We start from the raw sequence: 18389 nt of genomic DNA on the forward strand, positions 1-18389 counted from the left end.
CCCGACGCCCCCGACGCCCCAGCCAACCCGGCGGCAACCGGGTCCTGGAGGACCTCAACACCGCCTGGCTCGGGACGATCTCGCTGCTGGTGCTGGGCGCGCTGATCGCGGCCACCACGATGATCAACTCCCTGCACCTGGGCAAGACCACCTACCGCGCCGAGTTCCAGCAGGTGGCCGGCGTCCGGGCCGGCGACCAGATCAACATCGCCGGGGTGCCCGTCGGCGCGGTGCGCGGCACCGAGCTGGCCGGTGACCGGGTGGTGGTGACGATGAAGATCCGCCACGGCGTGGTGCTGGCCGCCGGGGGTGGCCGCGTTGATGATCGTGGGCACAATCGGTTTCAGGAAGTTGAACAGGGTGAAGTTGAAGTCGCAGGCCTGCGCGCTCATCGCGGCGCTGTCACCGGTGATGCGGGCCAGCCCCTTGAGCACCGCGGGCAGGTTGGCGCCGAGCCGGGCGACCTGCTCGCGGTCGTTGACCAGGGTGGCCAGCAGGCCGGGTTCGCGGTCCAGCAGGTCGTTGAGGTCGGGCTGGACCCGGTTGAGGATCCCGGATAGTTGGGCCACCACGGTCGAGATGGATCCCATCGAGGCGACCAGCTCGTCGCGTCGGTCGTTGAGCCCGGAGACCACCGCGCGCATCTGGCGCAGGGTGGTCTGCAGGTTGCCGCCCTGGGCGGCGAGGTTCTCGGTGACCTTGGTGAGGCTTTCGATGACCGAGCCGAGCAGCTGATCGGGTCCGGCGATCGACTGCGCCAGCCGGGAGGTCTCGCTGATCAGCACCGTGATCGAGCTCTCGTCGCCCTGCAGCGCCTTGATCAGCGCGTTGGACAGGTTGCCGCGGTTGGCCGGGTCGAGCAGGGTGAACAGCGGCTCGAAACCGTTGAGCAGGTTGCTGACGTCGAACGACGGTTCGGTGTGCTCGACCGGGATGCGGCTGCCGTCGGGCAGCTGCTCGGGCGCCCCGAAGTCATCCAGCGTCAAGGCGAGGTAACGCTGCCCGATGATGTTCTGGTAGACCACCGACACCTTGGTGTTGCCGTAGACGGGCTGGCTGCGCTCCACCCGGAACCGGGCCACCGCGAGCTCGCCGTCGAGGTCCACCGAATCGACTCGGCCCACCCGCACGCCGGCGATGCGGACGTCGGAGCCGGCGCGCAACCCGGTGACGTCGGTGAACGCGGCGGTGTAGGTGTTGGCCGGTCCGGCCACGTCGCGGCGCAGCGTGACCAGGATGGTCCAGGTCAGCGCGAAGCAGATGACCAGAAACACGGCGAGCCAGACGATCTGGCGACGGTAGGCGGTCACGGCGTGCCTCCCGGTGTCGCGCCGTCGGGTACCGGGTCGAAGGTCGGGGCCGGCGGCGGCGGGTTGAGCGGCGTCAGCAGCAACTCGTCGGCCACGGTGTCCGGTTGCGGCGTCTCGGCGCCCGCGGCGGCGTCGGGTTCGGCGGGCAGCGTGATGCCGGGTGGGGGAATGTAGGACCGCATGTCGGGCATGCCGGCGAAGTCGAACACCGGCTCCACCTCCGGTGCGGTGTCGCAGCTGGCGCCGCGCAGTTCGCCGTAGACCGGGCAGTCGGCGCGGGTGTAGACCCGCAGCGGGGCCAGCGCGACCACCAGCTTGAACGTGAAGCTCAGCTTCTTGCCGGTGCGGGTCCACAGTTCGGCGAAGAACTTCTCGACCACATTGTTCAGCGACACCCCGATCGCCGGGTACTTCGCCGAGTTGTCCGCCAGCACACCGACCACCGGGGTCAGCTGGGTGCTGATCGTCAGCATCTGGTCGGCGCGGTTCTCCAGCGCGGTGCCGACCGTGCCCACCGTGTTGCGGCTGCCGGTGAGCAGAGCGGTCAGGTCGGACTGGCGCTCGGCGACGGTCTGCATCGGCAGCACCGCGTCGTGCAGCGCGTCGACCAGCTCGGGTGCGGTGCCGCGCAGTGCGGTGATCGCCGAGTCCCAGGTCTGCAGCATCGCCGGCTCCCCGGTGTCGACGCTGAGGTCGTTCATCTCCGCCACGATGCGGTTGAGTCCACCGGCCGCGGAGGTCAACTGCGGGCCGCGGTCGGCGGTGGCGTCGGCGATGGCCCGGATCAGACCGATGGTGCGGTCGCCGTCGGGCCGGGTCAGCGCCGAGACCAGCTCGCGCAGCTTGGCGAGCGTGGTCTGGAACAGCTGCGCGGGCAGCGAGCGGTCCTCGGCCACGGTGTCCCCGGACCGGATCGGCCGGCCGGATCCGTTGTCCACCAACTGGACCGAGGACACCGCGAAGGCGTTGCTGGGCACGATGCGCGCGGTGACCGTGGCCGGGATGGTCCGGGCGTACTGCGGGATGAGGTCGATCTCGACGACGTTGAGCCCGCCGCCGATCGCCGGGGTCACGCTGCGCACCATCCCGACGAGCACCCCGCGATATTTGACGTCGGACTTGCGGGGCAGCCCGTCGCCGACGCTGCTGAGCAGCGCGGTGACCTGAACCCGCCGGTCGAGCAGACCCTGGGACTTGGCGACCAACAGGCCGCCGACCACCGTCAGCACCACCAGGAAGACCACGCCGCGCAGCGCCAGGACGCCCGTCGAGGCCCCCCTGCCGTCCGGCTCGAAGATGTTGGGCACTAGCCACCCAACCTTCCGCCGGCGTCGATGCCCCAGAACGCCATCGTCAGCAGCATGTTGACGCCGACCATGATCGTGATGCTGGCCCGCATCGCGCGGCCCGCGGCGATGCCGACGCCCTGCGGGCCGCCGGTGGCGTAGAAGCCGTAGTAGCACTGGATCGTGGACATCACGCCGACGAACACGGCGACCTTGATCACCGCGAACACCATGTCGCGGCCGCTGAGCATCAGCGCGAAATAGTGCAGGTAGGTTCCGGAGGCCTGACCGCTGGCCAGGAACACCACGAACTGGCAGACCAGGAAGTTCAGCGACAGGCAGGCGATGAACAGCGGCACCACCGCGAGCGCGGAGGCCACCACCCGGGTGGTGACCAGATAGGGGATGGGGCGGATCGCCACCGCTTCCAGGGCGTCGATCTCTTCGGAGATCCGCATCGCGCCCAACTGTGCGGTGAACCGGCAGCCGGCCTGGATGGCGAAGGCCAGCGCGGCCATCATCGGGGCGAGTTCGCGCACCGATGCCAGGGCGGTGATCAGGCCGGTCGCCGGGCCCAGTCCCAGCAGGTTCAGCGCGTTGTAGCCCTCGATGGCCACCACCGCGCCGCCGGCCGCGCCCACCACCAGCACCACCCCGGCGGTGCCGCCGCCGACCACGATGGACCCGTTGCCCCACGTCACGTCGGAGAACAGCCGCATGAATTCGCGCGGGTAGCGCCGCAACACCAGCGGGATGCCGGCGATGGTCTGGAACAAAAACGTCACCATGTGCCCGGCGCGGGCGGCCTGGCGAGTGGTGCCGTCGGCGACGGCGACGACCGGGCGGACGGCGGGCGGGTAGAAGGTGGCGGCCATGGTCAAAAACTCGCCTTCGGGAACAGGGTCACATACATCTGGCTCAGCAGGGCGTTGACCAGCATCAGCAGCAGGATCGACTGCACCACAGCGGCGTTGACCGAGTTCGCGACCCCGGCCGGCCCGCCGCTGGCGCTCAAGCCCTTGTAGCAGGAGACGATCGCGACGATCACCCCGAACACCACCCCCTTGATCAGGGTGAGGACGAGGTCGTCGACGGTGGCGAACGAGGAGAACGTGGCGGTGTAGCTGCCCGGGGTGCCGCCCTGCAGCATCACGGTGAACGCGTAGCCGGCGAGAAACCCGATGAAGCAGGTGAATCCGGTCAGGGCGATCGCCACGACCACGCTGGCCAACAGGCGGGGCACCACCAGGCGCCGGATCACCGACACCCCCATCACCTCCATGGCGTCGGTCTCCTCACGGATGCGCCGGGAGCCGAGGTCGGCGCTGGTGGCCGAACCGACCGCGGCGGCCATCAGCACCGCCGCCACCAGCGGCGCGCCCTGCCGGATCACCGCGAGTCCGTTGGCGGCGCCGGCCAGCGAGGTCGCGCCCAATTGCCCGGCGAGCAGGCTGAATTGGATGGCGAGGGTGACGCTGAACGGCACCGCGACGAAGAACGTCGGAACCACCGCGGTGCGGGCCATGAACGTGGCCTGTTCGACGAACTCCTGCATCGGCAGCCGGCCGCGCACCAGGTCCACGGCAAGGCATTGGAACGTGCGCAGCCCCAGCACGATCTGGCCGCCGACCGTGTGCAGAGCGGCCAGGGGGTGGCGGACCAGATAGCCACGCCACCACCGGGCCACCTCCCCGGTGGGGGTTACCGGTTCGACCTCCAGACCGCTCATCGAGATCCGGTGTCTCCCGGGGCGGTGTGGCTCGCGGCGACCGAAACGTCGTGGGGCACCGCTCAGTTCTCCTCGGTGTCGAAGACCAGCGTCAGCCGGTGCAGGCCGCGCAGCATGAAGCTCGGCTCGTAGGCGAAGTCGTTGTCGTCGCCGAACCGGACCGTGGTGAAGCGGCCGGCCAACTCTTCCAGCGCGATCTGCGCCTCCATCCGGGCCAGCCGCGAGCCCGGGCAGGCGTGGATGCCGGTGCCGAAGGCCAGGTGGCCCTTGGCGTCGGAGCGTTCCGGGTTGAACTCCTCGGGTGCCGCGAACTGCTTCTCGTCGCGGTTGGCGGCCCCGAAGGTCAGCACCACCATCGAGCCGGCGGGGATGGTGGTCCCGCCGAGTGTCGTCTCGGCCTTGGTGATGCGGAACATGCTCTGCACCGGGGTGAGGAACCGCAGCCCCTCCTCGACCAGCGCGGCGGAGCGGGCGGCCGGGTCCTCGCGCAGCCAGTCCCACCAGCGCGGTTCGATGACCAGTTGGTGCAGCAGGCCGGTCAGCAGCTTCGTCGAGGTCTCGTTGCCGGCGATCAACAGCTGCTGGATGATGCTCAGGCAGGCGGCGGTGCTCAGCGGCTCGTCACCGTCTTCGGCGCTGGGCGCGGTCACCAGCCCGCTGAGCAGGTCGTCGCTGGGGTTGGCCCGGCGTTCGTCGAGTTCGGCGGCGAAGTATTTCTGGTAGGCCAGGTTCTGCCGCGCCTGCTCCAGGGCCTCGGCGTCGTCGAGCACCGCCCCGACGCTGGCGGTGAACTGGTCGGACCACAGCTTGAAATCGTCGGTGCGGTCGGCCGAGACGTTGAGCACCCGCGCGATCACCTGCAGGGGCAGCGGCGCGGCGAAGCCGGTGACGAACTCGAACGGCTGCCCGGCCGGGATCTGGCCCACCAGGTCGGCGGCGATCGTCCGGACGCTCGGCTCGTGCTCGGCGATGAGCCGCGGGGTGAACGCCTTGCCGACCATCCGGCGGTAGTAGTGGTGCTCCGGCGGGTCCGCGGTGAGCAGGGTCGGCACCGCCGGCCAGCCCTCGGCCTGGATGGCGGCGATCTCCTCGGCCACCGACTCCGGCGGCGGCATCTGCGGCAGCCCGAAGTTGGAGGAGAACACCTCGTGGTTGAGCGCGGCCTCGCTGGACAGCTCGTAGGAGGTGACGAACCACATGCCGCGGCTCGGCACGAAGTGGACCGGAGCCTCGGCGCGCAACGTCTGATACCAGGCGTACGGGCACTGCAGGGTGGCCGGTTCCAGCGGGTCGAAGTCGGCGACCGCCAGCGCGTCCGGCGTGCCGGTTTCGGTCGTGTTCGGGGTGGTCGTGTCGGTCACGTGCGGCCTCCGGGGTCGTCGTGGGTTCAGTCGGCGGGTCGTCGCGATGGGGCTTGACTAATTGGTTCGCCAATATAATAGTGAGCTACATCATACGCAAGGCCTAGCGGATCAGGAGTTCCAAGAGTGCGAGACGGCACACCGAAAGCGCTGGTCACCGGCGCAGCCCACGGGATAGGGCGGGCGATCGCCGCCCGGTTGGTCGCCGACGGCGCCCAGGTCACCGTGGCCGACATCGATGGCGACGCGGCCAAAACGACCGCCGCGGAACTCGGTGCCGAGGCCGCGCACTGCGACGTGCGCGACGACGCGTCGGTGGACGCGCTGGCCGCCTCGCTCGACCGGGTCGACATCGTGGTCAACAACGCCGGCATCTGGCGCTCGGCCGGGCTCACCGACAGCAGCCGCGCCGACGTCGAGGACGTGCTGGGCACCAACGTGGTGGGCAGCTGGCTGGTCACCCGGGCGCTGGTGGAGAAGTTCCCCGCCGATGGCGGCGCGATCGTCAACCTCACCTCGGTGCTGGCCGACCTCGGCGGCGCCGGGCGCGGCATCTACCCGGCCTCCAAGGCCGCGATCGTGGCACTGACCAAGCAGATGGCCACCGAATTCGCGCCCCGCGGCATCCGGGTCAACGCGGTCGGCCCCGGCCTGGTGCTCACCGAGGGCACCCAGGGCGAGTTCGCCGACCCCGGGCTGCGCGACGCGGTCGGCGCGGCCATGCCGCTGGGCCGCATCGGCACCCCCGACGACGTCGCCGCTGCGGTCGCGTTCCTGGCGTCCCCCGCCGCGAGCTACATCACCGGCCAGACGCTGTTCGTCGACGGCGGCTGGGCCATCAACGGCTCGGCGTTCATCGCGACCGCCGTGCAGAGCTACCTGGAATCCCGCACCACCACCGATCGGAGGACCTCATGACCCAGACCGAGCTGCCGCGCGACGCCGCCCCGGGCCAGGCCCGCTCGAGCGGACCCACCGTGCAGAGCCTGCTGGCCGGCGACACCCGCGAGGTGCCCGCGCCGCTGCGTGAGGAGAGCTACGAGTACCTCGGGTGCGAGGACATCGACAAGGACCGCTACATCACCGAGGAGTTCCACCGTCTCGAGGTGGAGAAGCTGTGGAAGCGGGTCTGGCAGGTCGCCTGCCGGGAAGAGGACATCCCCGAGCCCGGCGACTACGTCGTCTACGACCTGGCCGACATGTCGCTGATCGTCGTGCGCCGGCCCGGCGGGGCGATCGCCGCCTACCACAACGCCTGCCTGCACCGCGGAACCCGGCTGTGCGACAACGCCGGTCAGGCCCAGCAGCTGCGCTGCCCGTTCCACGGCATGACCTGGAACCTCGAAGGCGAGCTCACCGTGCTGCCCTGTCAGTGGGACTTCCCGCACATCGACGAGGCCAAGTTCAGCCTGCCGCAGGCCCAGACCGGGGTGTGGGGCGGCTTCGTGTTCGTCAACCCCGACCCGGAGGCGACGTCGCTGGCCAACTACATCGGCGATCTGGAGAAGCACTTCGAGCCGTTCGGCCTGCAGGACCGGTTCAAGGCGGTCCACGTCGCCAAGGTGATCGACTGCAACTGGAAGGTCGGCATGGAGGCCTTCCTGGAGTCCTACCACGTCATCGCCACCCACCCGCAGCTGCTGGAGTACCTCGGCGACGCCAACACCCAGTACGACATCTACCAGCGCGCCGACGGCCAGCCCGGCTTCAACCGGATGATCACCCCGCAGGCCACCCCGAGCCCGCACCTCGACGACCTGGAGCCCCAGGACGTGCTGGAAGCGATGTTCCGCGACTTCTACCCCGAGGGCATCGGCGAATTCGAGGTGCCCGAGGGCCAGTCGGCGCGCCCGGTGGTGGCCGAGGCGCTGCGCGCCCGGCTGATGGAGGCCACCGGCGCGGACCTGTCGCAGACCAGCGATTCGGAGATCGTCGACGCCATCCAGTACTTCGTGTTCCCCAACCTGGTGCCGTGGGCCGGCGCCGGGGCGCCGCTGACCTACCGGTTCCGGCCCTACGGCAACGACCCGAACCGCTGCATCTTCGACATCATGATGCTCACGCCGCTGCCCGCCGGGGTGCCCAAGCCCAAGGCGCCGCCGGTGCACTGGCTGAGCCCGGACGAGGACTTCAGCGCCGCACCGGAGTTGGGGGCGTTGAGCACGGTGTTCAACCAGGACCTGGGCAACCTTCCGCAGGTGCAGCGCGGCCTGCGGTCGATGACCAAACCGGGTATCACCCTGGCCAACTATCAAGAGATCCGGATCCGGCAGTTCCATCAGGACCTCGATCGCTTCCTGGAGCGGTGACGTGTTTGACGCGCACGTCAAGCCGATGCGCGAGAATGGCAGCGTGACCGACACCAAGACCGCCAAGTCCGGGCCCGGGCGGCCCGCCGGAACCGACAGCATCGACACGCGGCAGCGAGTACTCGCTGCCGCGTGCCGGTGTTTCGCCCAGTACGGCTACGGACCGGCCACCACCAACCAGATCGCCGAACTCGCCGGGGTGACCGCCGGGTCGGTGCACTATCACTTCGGCAGCAAGAGCAACCTGTTCGCCGCGGTCTGCGACGACGTCTACGGGCAGATCGTGGAGCGCTCCACCGCGGCGGTGGCCGGGGCGAAGTCGGTGCCGGGGCTGTTGCAGGCGGTGCTGACCGAGTCGATGCGGATCAACCACGAGCGTCCCGATCTGGCCGGTTTCGTCGCGGCCGCGCCGGTGGACGCGCGACGCCACCCCGAACTCGCCGAGGCCTTCGCCCGGCAGGGCACCCGGATGATCGGCTCGCTGACCGACGCGGTCCAGCGCGGCCAGGCCGACGGCCTGATCCCGGCGGGGGAGGACCCGGTACAGGTGGCCCACATGATCAGCGCGATCGTCGACGGGTTCGCCCGGGCCGCCGCGGCCGCCGCACCGGAACAGATGGACGGGATGAACCGGCTCTTCGAGGCGCTGCTGTTGCGCTCACCGGACGAGCCTGCCGGACGATGATGCGTGGCGCCGAGCCCGGTCGCACCCGGCATCACCTGCGCGTTGACAGCAATGGTGACGTATGTTACTAATTAATTATCGAACCAACTAATAGAGGGGACGACGTGCCCAGCACCGCAACCGCCGTCGGGATCAGTCCCGAGGTCCTCACCGGGATCTTCACCACCGCCACCCGGATCAAAGTGTGCGACGAGAAGTTCCGCTCACTGATCCTCACCGGCCAGGTCAGCGCCCAGTACTACTCGCCGCGCGGGCAGGAGATCATCGCCGCCGCCATCGGCGCGCTGCTGGGCACCAGCGACTACGTCGTCACCACCTACCGCGGTCTGCACGACCACATCGCCAAAGGCGTGCCGCTGGACCGGTTGTGGGCGGAGTTCATGGGCAAGGGCACCGGCCTGTGCAAGGGCAAGGGCGGCCCCATGCACATCACCCACCCCGAGTCGGGGCTGATGGTGACCACCGGCATCGTCGGCGGTGGCCTGCCGATCGCCAACGGGCTGGCCCTGGCCGCCCAGCTGCGCGGCACCGACCAGGTCACGGTGGTCAACTTCGGCGATGGCGCCACCAACATCGGCGCCTTCCACGAGGCCTGCAACCTGGCCGGACTGTGGCGGCTGCCGGTCGTCTTCTGTTGCCAGAACAACCGCTACGCCGAACACACCGCGTTCGAGGACGGCACCAGCGTGGCCCGCATCGCCGACCGGGCCGGCTCCTACAACTTCCCCGGCGTCCGCGTCGACGGCAACGACCCGGTGGCGATGTACGAAGCGGCGCGCGACGCGATCGACCGGGCCCGCGCCGGCGAGGGGCCGACCCTGCTGGAGGCGATGACCTTCCGGTTCTACGGCCACCAGATGTCGGACAACAACGCCTACATGAAACCCGGCGAACTCGACGAGGCCCGCGCCAACGACCCGGTGCTGCGGTTCCGCCAGTGGCTGCTGGACAACGATCTCGCCACCGAGGAGCGGTTGGCCGGGATCGAGGCGGCCGCCAAGGACGAGGTCGCCCGGGCGGTCAAGTTCGCCACCGACAGCCCACCACCCGAGCTCGCCGAGGGGCTCACCGACGTCTACCAGGAGCAGGAGGAAACGGCGTGAGCGAGGTCGAGACCGCCCCGATGACCGGCTTTCAGGCGCTGGGCAGCGCCCTCGACGACGCGCTGGGCCGCGACCCGTCGGTGCTGTTGCTCGGCGAGGACATCGCCGACTCGACCGGCGGCGGGGTCTTCATGGTGACCAACGGCCTGTCCACCAAGCACGGCGCCGACCGGGTGCGCGCCACCCCGATCAGCGAACAGGCGATCATGGGCGCGGCCATCGGCGCGGCCATCGCCGGCATGCGCCCGGTCGCCGAGATCATGCTGATGGACTTCCTGGCCGTCTGCATGGATCAGCTCTCCAACCACGCCGCCAAACTCTGCTACATGTCCGGCGGGCAGACCGCGGTGCCGCTGACCGTGCGGTGTGCGGCCGGGGCGGGAATGCAGTTCGGCGCCCAGCACTCCGAGATGCTGGAGGCCTGGCTGACCCACATCCCGGGCCTGAAAGTCGTGGTCCCGAGCAACCCGGCCGACGCCAAAGGCCTGCTGACCGCGGCGATCTTCGACCCCGACCCGGTGGTGGTCATCGAACAGAGCCTGCTGTACTTCGGCCCGCCCCAACCCGTTCCGGTCGGCCACCACATCGTGCCGCTGGGCAAGGCCGCCACCGTGCGGCCCGGCCGCGACCTCACCTTGATCAGCTACGGCCGCCAGGTGCACGACGCGGTCGCGGTCGCCGAGCAACTGGCCGAGGAGTCCATCGAGGCCGAGGTGATCGACCTGCGCACGCTGGTGCCGCTCGACGAGGACGCCGTGCTGGAGTCGGTGGCCCGCACCCGGCGGGCCGTGGTGATCCACGAGGCGGTGCGGCGCAACGGCTTCGGCGCCGAGCTGGCCAGCCTCATCCACGAGCGGCTCTTCGACAGCTTGGTCGCACCGGTCGAGCGGGTCGGCGGCGCCGACACGCCGATCCCGTTCGCCAAAGAACTCGAGGACGCCTTCGTCCCGAGCCGCGACGACATCCTCGCCGCGGCCCGCCGGACCCTGGCGCGCGCCACGGCGCCGTAAAGGGGACCCGGTGGCGTACGGAGTAGCGCAGGCCGCCCAACGGGACCCCGACGGGGTCGCGGTCACCGACGGGGTGACCACCTGGACCTGGCCGCAACTGAACTCGATCCTCAACCGCACCGTCAACTGGCTGACCGATCAGCCGGACGGACGGCTGGCGATCGCCGCGGAGAACAGCAGCCACACCGCGCTCGCCCATCTGGCCGGCACCTACGCCGGCCGGTCGGTGGTGCCGGTCAACGCCCACCTCAACGCCGCCGAGATCGCCCACATCCTCGAGGACTCCGGTGCGCAGCTGGTGCTGTGCAGCGCGCGCACCGCGGCCACCGTGCGCGCCGCGAGCCCCACCGCGACGGTCGTGGCCTGGGCGGCGCCGGCGGTCGACGGCGTCGACGATTTCGGTGCGGCGATCGCGGGCTACCCCGACGACGAGCCCTCCGAACGGATCCGGCCCGCCCGGCCGCTGTACTACACCTCCGGCACCACCGGGCGGCCCCGCGGCGTGGAACTCCCCGAGCAGATGTTCCCCCTCGGCGACTCCATCGTCGATCACGTCGAGACGTTCGCCCAGTCCCGCATCCGGCCGGTCGGCCCGCACCTAGTGGTGGGGCCACTGCACCACACCGGACCGATCGGGGGAGTGCGCGGCCTGGCGGTGGGAAACCCGGTCGTGGTGCTGCGCAAATTCGACGCCGAAGAGGTGCTGCGGCTGATCGCCGAGCACCGCATCGAGCACTCGGTCATGGTGCCCACCCACTTCTCCCGCCTGCTCAACCTGCCGCCGGAGGTCCGGGCCCGCTACGACGTCAGCAGCATGCGCGCGGTGGTACACACCGGCGCGCCGTGCCCGATCCCGGTGAAACAAGCGATGATCGACTGGTTCGGTCCGGTCTTCATCGACGCCTACGGCTCCACCGAGGTCGGCACCGTCACCGTCATCGACTCCCACGAGTGGCTGGCGCACCCGGGATCGGTCGGCAAAGCCCTGCCCGGCAAGGAGATCACCATCCGGCACCCGGACGGCTCGCTGTGCGCCACCGGGGAAGAGGGCCTGGTGTGCGTGCGGTCCACCATCGGCTCGGGCCCCAGCTACCGCAACGACCCGGACAAGACCGCCCAAAGCTACATCGCCGACGATGTTTTCGTCATCGGTGAGATCGGCCACCTCGACGCCGACGGCTACCTGTATCTCACCGACCGCGCCGCCGACATGGTCGTCAGCGGCGGGGTGAACGTCTACCCCGCGGAATCGGAGGCGGTGCTGCGCGCCCACCCCGGCGTCCACGACGTCGCGGTCATCGGCATCCCGCACGCCGACATGGGCGAGCAGCTGTGCGCCCTGGTCGTCGCCGCCGACCCGCCCCCCGAGCCGGCGGAACTGATCGCCTGGTGCCGGGAGCGGCTGGCGCACTACAAATGCCCGGCCCTCGTCGAACTCGTCGGCGACGACCTGCGCAACTCGATGGGCAAGGTCAACAAACGCCGGCTGCGCGACGCCTACCTGGCCGCGCGCGACTCCGTAGCCACGGGAGGACGATCATGACCGCGCCGCCCACGCAGGCACCCGCAACGCTGCCGGACCCGTTCCGGTTCACCGAGGAACACGGCGCGCTGCGCTCGGTGCTGCGCGACTACCTGGCCGCCGACCCGGCCCCGTCGTGGCAACGCCTGCTCGCCGACATCGGCGCCGACGAGATCCTGCTCGGAACCGACAGCACCACCGTCGATCTGGCGATCCTCGCCGAAGAGGCCGGCGCCGCACTGTATCCCGGCCCGATCGTCTCGACCGCCGCCGCCGGGGCCCTGCCCGGCGCCGCCGGGTTGGTCTCCGGCGACGTCACCGTGGCGGCGGCGCCGTCGCTGACCGGCTGGGGCACCGACGAGATCACCGCGCAGACCGCCCCGGGCGGCGCGGTGTGCACCGGCACGATTGAGCCGGTCTGGGAAGCCGCCGGCACACCGCGGGTCATCGCCGCGGCGGACCTCGACGGTGCGCCGGCCGTGCTGCTGCTCGAGGCGACCCCGGTCGGCCCGCTCGCCGGACTGGACCCCACCAGGGCGCTCGCGACGCTGACCGTCGACGCCGCCCCCGCCACCGTGCTGTGCACCGGCACCCAGGCCGAGCAGGCCATCGGTGCGGCGCGGCGCCGCGCCGAACTGGTGATCGCCGCCGAGCTGCTCGGCGTGGCCCAGTACGTCCTCGACCACACCGTCGACTACGTCAAATCCCGCGTCCAGTTCGGCCGCACCATCGGTTCGTTCCAAGCCGTCAAACACCGGCTGGCCGATCTGCTCGTCGCCGTGGAACTGACCCGCTCGGCGGTCTACGGCGCCGCGTGGCAACTCGCCGACCCCGACAGCCCCCGCGCCGAGCTCGACCTGACGGTCGCCGCCGCCCTCTCCCGGCAGACCGCGGTCGACGCCACCCGCGCGGCGGTCCAGCTGCACGGCGGCATCGCCGTCACCTGGGAACACTGGGCGCACCGCTATCTGCGGCGGGCCCACGCGGTGAGCGCGGTGACCGGCAGCGCCGCCCGCCACCGCGACCGGCTGGCGACCCTGATGGGCTCCGGAGGACAGGCATGAGCAGCGACGACACCCGCACCGCCGCGGTGACCGAGATCGAACGGTTCGTGGCGGAGCACCTGCCCGCCGCCTGGCAGCCCGCCGGCGGACAGCCGCCCGCCCAGCCCGACCCGCACGCCGCCCGAGCCTGGTACGACCGGCTCGGCGCAGGGGGCTGGACCGTTCCGGAGTGGCCGCGCGCGCACGGGGGTCGCGGCATGGACGCTGACACCGCCGCCGCGGTGCGCGCCGTGCTGGCCCGCCACGACGCCGACCTGCCGGTCCATCACTTCGTGCCGGTGAAACTCATCGGGCCGGCGATCATGGCGTGGGGCAGCCCCGAACAGCAGCAGCGCTACCTGCCCGGCATCGCCACCGGCGCCGACATGTGGTGCCAGCTGTTCAGCGAACCCGGCGCCGGCTCCGACCTGGCCAGCCTGGCCACCCGCGCCGTCCGCCGCGACGACGGCGGCTGGGTGGTCGACGGCCAGAAGGTGTGGAGCTCGTTCGCCGACATCTCCCGCTACGGCATGCTGCTGGCGCGCACCGATCCGGAGCTGCCCAAAAACGCCGGGATCAGCTGTTTCATCATCGACATGGAGTCGGCCGGGGTGACCGTGCGGCCGCTGCGGCAGATCACCGGCGACGAACACTTCTCCGAGGTGTTCTTCGAGAACGTCGAACTGCCCGCCGACGCGCTGCTCGGCCCGCTCAACGACGGCTGGCGGGTGGCGTTGTCCACGTTGGTCGCCGAGCGCTCCGGCCTCTCCGAGGAGTCCGGGGCCTCCGGGGTGCCGGTGGGCCCACTGCTGGATCTGGCCCGCGACGTCGACGCCTGGCGCGATGCCACCGTCCGCGACCGGCTCGCCCAGCTGGTCGCCACCGAACGGGCGCTCGCGCTGACCAACGTGCGGGTCAACGCCGACCCGGACAGCTCCGGCGGGCCCGGCGGATCGGTGACCAAGCTGGCGCTCTCCGAACTGTCCCAGCAGATCGCCGAACTGGGCTTCGAGCTGGCCGGACCACCCGCCGCCTACTGGGCGGGCGACGAATCGTCGTGGGCCCACGACCTGCTCGACAGCCGCCGGTTCACCATCGCCGGGGGCACCTCGGAGATCCAGCGCAACATCATCGCCGAGCGGGTCCTGGGACTGGACCGCGAACCCGACCCCGACCGCGGTCGACCCTGGCGCGAGATCCGGCGAGGCTGACATGCCGTTCGTCACCGTCCGCCCCTCCGGAATCCGGTTCGCCGTACAGCCGGGCCAGACCATCATGGCCGCCGGCGAAGCCGCCGGCTACCGCTGGCCCACGATCTGCGGCGGCGTCGGGGAATGCACCGTCTGCCACGTCGAGGTGCTGGAAGCCGACGAAAACCTCGACCCGCCCAGCGAACTCGAATGCCACACCCTCGAAGCCCTGCGCGGCAGCCGCGGCGACCGGGTCCGGCTGGCCTGCCAGGCGACTGTCGAAGGCGACGTCGTCGTTCTCAAACGGGGCGTCCGTCCCCGCCGACCCGCTCCCGAAAACCCCGGAGGTGACCGTGGTTGACGTGCTCGACCCGACCAGCATGGCCGTGCGCGGCGACACCGTCGAACTGATCGGCGCACGCTGCGGCACCTGTGGCGAGACCCATTTCCCGCCGCAGGTGTCGTGCCGGCGCTGCGGCGGAGCGGACCTGACCGAACTGCGGCTAGCGCGCCGCGGCGTCCTGTGGAGCTGGACCATCCAGCGGTATCCGCCCCCGAGCCCGCCCTACCGGCCGCGCGGCGAGGAGTTCGTGCCGTTCGCGCTCGGTTACGTCGAGTTGCCCGGCGAGGTCATCGTCGAGACCCTGCTGGACGTCACCGACTTCGATCAGCTGCGCATCGGGATGCCGATGCGGCTCACCGCGATCGAGGAACCCACCGCGGACGGGCAGGCGATGACGTTCGCGTTCGCCCCGGTCGAGGAAGGAGACCGCTGATGGCTCACGACGTCGCGATCATCGGGGCCGGCTGCCGGCCGTTCGGGCGTTACCTGGACACCACCGCGCGCGCGGAGGCGGTCGCGGCCGCCCGGCTCGCCCTGGCCGATGCCGGGGTGTCCTGGCCGCAGATCCAATACGCGGTCGGCGGCAGCATGTCCGCCGGGTCGGCCGACACCCTGGTCGCCGAACTGGGCCTGACCGGTGTCCCGTTCATCAACGTGTTCAACGGCTGCGCCACCGGCAGCAGTTCGCTGCTGTCGGCGGTGCAGGCGATCGCCTCCGGCGCCGCGGAGTACGCGCTGGTGGTCGGGTTCGATTCGCATCCGCGCGGCGCCTTCACCATCGACACCGACGCGATGGGGCTACCCACCTGGTACGGCAGCACCGGCCTGGCCATCACCTCCCAGTTCTTCGCACTGAAGATCCAGCGCTACCTCCACGAGCACGACCTGCCGCCCCGCCTGCTCGCCGCGGTGGCGGCCAAAGCCTTCCGCAACGGATCGCTCAACCCCAACGCCTGGCGGCGCAAACCGTTGACCGAAGACGAGATCAACGCCTCGATGATGCTCAACGACCCACTGCGGCAATACATGCTGTGCTCCCCGGGCGACGGTGCCACCGCGCTGGTGCTGGCCAACACCGACGCCGCCAAACGCCATGCCGGCGACGCGATCCGCGTCCCTGCGGTCGCCGTGCGGACCCGACGGCCCGGATCCTTCGAGGTGCTCAGCCCCTCACTGTCGGTCGAGCGTGGGGTCAGCCCCAGCGTCGACGCGGCGAACGCCGCCTACGAACTGGCCGGCATCGGCCCCGAGGACATCGACATCGCGCAGCTGCAGGACACCGACGCCGGCGCGGAGATCATCCACCTCGCCGAGACCGGCCTGTGCGAGCACGGCGAACAGACCGAGCTCATCGACAGCGGCGCCACCGAGATCGGTGGCCGGCTACCGGTCAACACCGACGGCGGCTGCCTGGCCAACGGTGAACCTATCGGCGCCTCGGGGCTGCGCCAGATCCACGAGAGCGTCCTGCAACTGCGCGGCCGCGCCGGTGAGCGTCAGGTCGCGACAGCACCGCGCACCGCGCTGTGCCACGTCTACGGTGCGCCGGGGCTCAGCGCCTGCACGATTTTGACCCGATGAGGAGGAGCCGAGATGAAAGTCGTGGTCAACTTCGACCGCTGCATGGGCAACGGTGTCTGCGAGGCGGTTGCCCCGCACTACTTCTCGGTCGGTGACGACGGCGTCGTCATCCCGCCCGAAGGGGAGATCCCGCCGCAGGACGACGCCCTGGTGCGCGACGCGGTCGAGTCCTGCCCCGCCAAAGCACTCGCGATCAGCGACAACGAAACTGACGACAAAGGATAACCACGCATGGAAATCAAGATGCCCAAACTCGACGTCGCCATGACCGAGGGAACCTTCCTGGGGTGGCTGGTCGCCGACGGTGACACCGTCTCCGAAGGGGACCCGCTCTACACGGTCGGCACCGACAAGGTCGAGACCGAGATCCCCGCGCCGTGTGACGGGACGCTGCGGCACGGCGACGCCACCGATGAGGAGAACTACCCGGTCGGCACGGTCCTGGGTGTGCTGGAGAACGACAATGGCTGACCCGCAGGTTAGGGACAGCCCGTTTCTGGTCGGCCACCACGAGCCCAACCGGATGGAGGTCGACGCCCCCGTCCTGCAGATCGAGGGCACGCTGCCCGACGACTTCGCCGGGGTGTTCTACCGCAACGGGGCCGAACCGCTGTACCCGCCCACCGACGAGGACTACCACTGGTTCGACGGCGACGGCATGGTGTACGCGTTCTTCATCGAGAACGGCCGCGCCACGCTGCGCAGCCGGTGGGTGCGCACCGACAAACTGCTGCTGGAGATGAAGCACGGTCGCCGCCTGTTCGGGGTGCACGGCAACCCCGCCACCACCGACCCGCTGGCCCGCGACACCCGCTACAACACCGCGAACACCAACGTCATCCTGCACGGCGGGCGCCTGCTCGCCCTGATGGAGGGCGCGCCGCCGGTCGAACTGCACCCGCGCACCCTGGACACCATCGGCGAGGAGCAGTACGGCGGGGTGATCACCGACACGTTCTCCGCCCACCCCACCGTCGACTACGCCACCGGTGAGCTGATCAACATCGGGTCGGTGCCCCGGCGCCGCGGCGCGGAACCCGAAATCCACTACGAAGTCATCGACGCCGACGGCACCCTGCGCACCCACGAGGTGATCCCGGTGCCGCACCAGACGATGATGCACACCTTCTTCGTCACCGAGAACTACGTCGTCTTCCCGGTCACCCCGCTGGACATCAGCTTCCAGCGGGCGGTCGCCGGCGGGCCGATGGTGGCCTGGGATCCCGACCGGCCCACCAAGCTGGGCGTGATGCCGCGCACCGGCACCGCCGCCGACGTCCGTTGGTTCGAAGCCGAACCGCGGCACATGATGCACGAGGCCAACGTGTGGGAGGAGGGCGGCCGCATCATCGCCGACGTGGCCGCCGCCGAGGGGACCGCCCTGTTCCCCGACATCCACGGCAACCGCCGCACCCACGCGGAAACCCGGCAGAGCCTGCGGCGCTGGATCATCGAGCCTGCCGGTGCCGGACTGGTGAGCGAAGAAGTGATCAGCGAGCACGACATCCAGTTCCCGCGGCCGGACGACCGGATGATGACCCGCCGCAGCCACCACGCCTTCGCCAACAGCAACCTGTATTCGACCGACGGCCGGGCCGACGGGATGGACTCGGTGCTGCGCGTCGACACCGACACCGGTGCCGAGGACCTCTATCACTTCGGCGAGGGCGCCGCCGCAGGCGAATTCATCTTCGCCCCCCGGGTGGGTGCCACCGACGAGCTCGACGGTTACGCGATCACCCTGGTGCACCGGGCCGGGGAACTGCGCACCGATCTGGTCGTGTTCGACGCCGCGAAGGTCGCCGCCGGCCCGCTGGCCAGCATCCGGGTGCCGTTCCGCATCCCCAGCGGGTTCCACTGCAGCTACTACAGCATTGATAGTCCGCTCTATCAGCAGGCGATGAGCGGACGGTGAGC

The 18389-nt window shown here is 70.4% G+C and carries 19 protein-coding genes and 1 pseudogene; 15 read left to right on the top strand and 5 right to left on the bottom strand.

Going from position 1 to position 18389, the window contains the following annotated elements:
• Window positions 1–119 precede the first annotated feature (119 nt).
• Entirely contained in the window at window positions 120–560 is a 441-nt protein-coding gene (locus A5643_RS18900; RefSeq protein ID WP_353612557.1) for an MlaD family protein, read from the top strand.
• Here the strand turns inward: A5643_RS18900 and A5643_RS01650 are convergent.
• From A5643_RS01650 to A5643_RS01670, 5 genes and pseudogenes are all read right to left on the bottom strand, one after another.
• Window positions 444–1310 (bottom strand): annotated as a pseudogene (locus A5643_RS01650) (MCE family protein); the annotation flags it as partial. The gene A5643_RS18900 and the pseudogene A5643_RS01650 overlap by 117 nt on opposite strands.
• Window positions 1307–2617: an MlaD family protein gene (locus A5643_RS01655; RefSeq protein ID WP_066851293.1), complete on the bottom strand. Its 1311-nt coding sequence runs from the start codon at window positions 2615–2617 to the stop codon at window positions 1307–1309. The pseudogene A5643_RS01650 and the gene A5643_RS01655, both read right to left, overlap by 4 nt.
• Entirely contained in the window at window positions 2617–3471 is an 855-nt protein-coding gene (locus tag A5643_RS01660) for an ABC transporter permease (RefSeq protein WP_066851294.1), read from the bottom strand. The genes A5643_RS01655 and A5643_RS01660 overlap by 1 nt, the downstream gene beginning before the upstream one ends.
• 2 nt (window positions 3472–3473) lie before the next feature.
• Window positions 3474–4325 carry an MlaE family ABC transporter permease gene (locus tag A5643_RS01665; protein WP_066851295.1) on the bottom strand — a complete coding sequence of 284 codons (852 nt, stop codon included), beginning with the start codon at window positions 4323–4325 and terminating at the stop codon, window positions 3474–3476.
• A 62-nt stretch (window positions 4326–4387) separates the two neighbouring features.
• Complete coding sequence (locus A5643_RS01670; protein ID WP_066851296.1) at window positions 4388–5686, bottom strand: cytochrome P450; 1299 nt, start codon at window positions 5684–5686, stop codon at window positions 4388–4390.
• Window positions 5687–5812: 126 nt separating this feature from the next.
• On the opposite strand from A5643_RS01670, the gene A5643_RS01675 reads away from it, so the two are divergent.
• From A5643_RS01675 to A5643_RS01740, 14 genes are all read left to right on the top strand, one after another.
• Window positions 5813–6604, top strand: a complete 792-nt coding sequence (locus tag A5643_RS01675; RefSeq protein ID WP_066851297.1) for an SDR family NAD(P)-dependent oxidoreductase — start codon at window positions 5813–5815, stop codon at window positions 6602–6604.
• Window positions 6601–7995, top strand: coding sequence for an aromatic ring-hydroxylating oxygenase subunit alpha (locus tag A5643_RS01680; RefSeq protein WP_066851298.1), 1395 nt, complete (start codon window positions 6601–6603; stop codon window positions 7993–7995). The genes A5643_RS01675 and A5643_RS01680 overlap by 4 nt, the downstream gene beginning before the upstream one ends.
• A gap of 43 nt (window positions 7996–8038) precedes the next feature.
• Window positions 8039–8680, top strand: a complete 642-nt coding sequence (locus A5643_RS01685) for a TetR/AcrR family transcriptional regulator (protein ID WP_156628444.1) — start codon at window positions 8039–8041, stop codon at window positions 8678–8680.
• A 104-nt stretch (window positions 8681–8784) separates the two neighbouring features.
• Window positions 8785–9783 (top strand): thiamine pyrophosphate-dependent dehydrogenase E1 component subunit alpha, encoded by a 999-nt coding sequence (locus tag A5643_RS01690; protein ID WP_231995409.1) that lies wholly within the window; start codon window positions 8785–8787, stop codon window positions 9781–9783.
• Between the two features lie 20 nt (window positions 9784–9803).
• Entirely contained in the window at window positions 9804–10793 is a 990-nt protein-coding gene (locus A5643_RS01695) for an alpha-ketoacid dehydrogenase subunit beta (protein ID WP_066851325.1), read from the top strand.
• A gap of 10 nt (window positions 10794–10803) precedes the next feature.
• On the top strand, window positions 10804–12336 hold the full coding sequence (locus A5643_RS01700) for an AMP-binding protein (RefSeq protein WP_066851299.1): 1533 nt from the start codon (window positions 10804–10806) through the stop codon (window positions 12334–12336).
• The gene (locus A5643_RS01705) at window positions 12333–13379 is read left to right on the top strand and encodes an acyl-CoA dehydrogenase family protein (protein ID WP_066851300.1); all 1047 of its coding nucleotides are present in this window, start codon (window positions 12333–12335) and stop codon (window positions 13377–13379) included. Before A5643_RS01700 ends, A5643_RS01705 begins: the two co-directional genes overlap by 4 nt.
• A complete protein-coding gene (locus A5643_RS01710; RefSeq protein WP_066851302.1) occupies window positions 13376–14569 on the top strand; it encodes an acyl-CoA dehydrogenase family protein in 1194 nt (397 codons plus the stop codon). Before A5643_RS01705 ends, A5643_RS01710 begins: the two co-directional genes overlap by 4 nt.
• Before the next feature lies 1 nt (window position 14570).
• Window positions 14571–14909 carry a 2Fe-2S iron-sulfur cluster-binding protein gene (locus tag A5643_RS01715; protein ID WP_066851304.1) on the top strand — a complete coding sequence of 113 codons (339 nt, stop codon included), beginning with the start codon at window positions 14571–14573 and terminating at the stop codon, window positions 14907–14909.
• Entirely contained in the window at window positions 14896–15324 is a 429-nt protein-coding gene (locus tag A5643_RS01720; protein ID WP_231995410.1) for a Zn-ribbon domain-containing OB-fold protein, read from the top strand. Before A5643_RS01715 ends, A5643_RS01720 begins: the two co-directional genes overlap by 14 nt.
• Window positions 15324–16472: a thiolase family protein gene (locus A5643_RS01725; protein WP_066851305.1), complete on the top strand. Its 1149-nt coding sequence runs from the start codon at window positions 15324–15326 to the stop codon at window positions 16470–16472. The genes A5643_RS01720 and A5643_RS01725 overlap by 1 nt, the downstream gene beginning before the upstream one ends.
• Before the next feature lie 12 nt (window positions 16473–16484).
• A complete protein-coding gene (locus A5643_RS01730; RefSeq protein ID WP_066851306.1) occupies window positions 16485–16697 on the top strand; it encodes a ferredoxin in 213 nt (70 codons plus the stop codon).
• A gap of 6 nt (window positions 16698–16703) precedes the next feature.
• A complete protein-coding gene (locus A5643_RS01735) occupies window positions 16704–16943 on the top strand; it encodes a lipoyl domain-containing protein (RefSeq protein ID WP_066851308.1) in 240 nt (79 codons plus the stop codon).
• Window positions 16936–18387: a carotenoid oxygenase family protein gene (locus A5643_RS01740; RefSeq protein ID WP_197497614.1), complete on the top strand. Its 1452-nt coding sequence runs from the start codon at window positions 16936–16938 to the stop codon at window positions 18385–18387. The genes A5643_RS01735 and A5643_RS01740 overlap by 8 nt, the downstream gene beginning before the upstream one ends.
• Window positions 18388–18389: the final 2 nt, after the last annotated feature.

The organism is Mycobacterium sp. 1274756.6 (assembly GCF_001668625.1).
Classification (GTDB): Bacteria; Actinomycetota; Actinomycetes; order Mycobacteriales; family Mycobacteriaceae; genus Mycobacterium.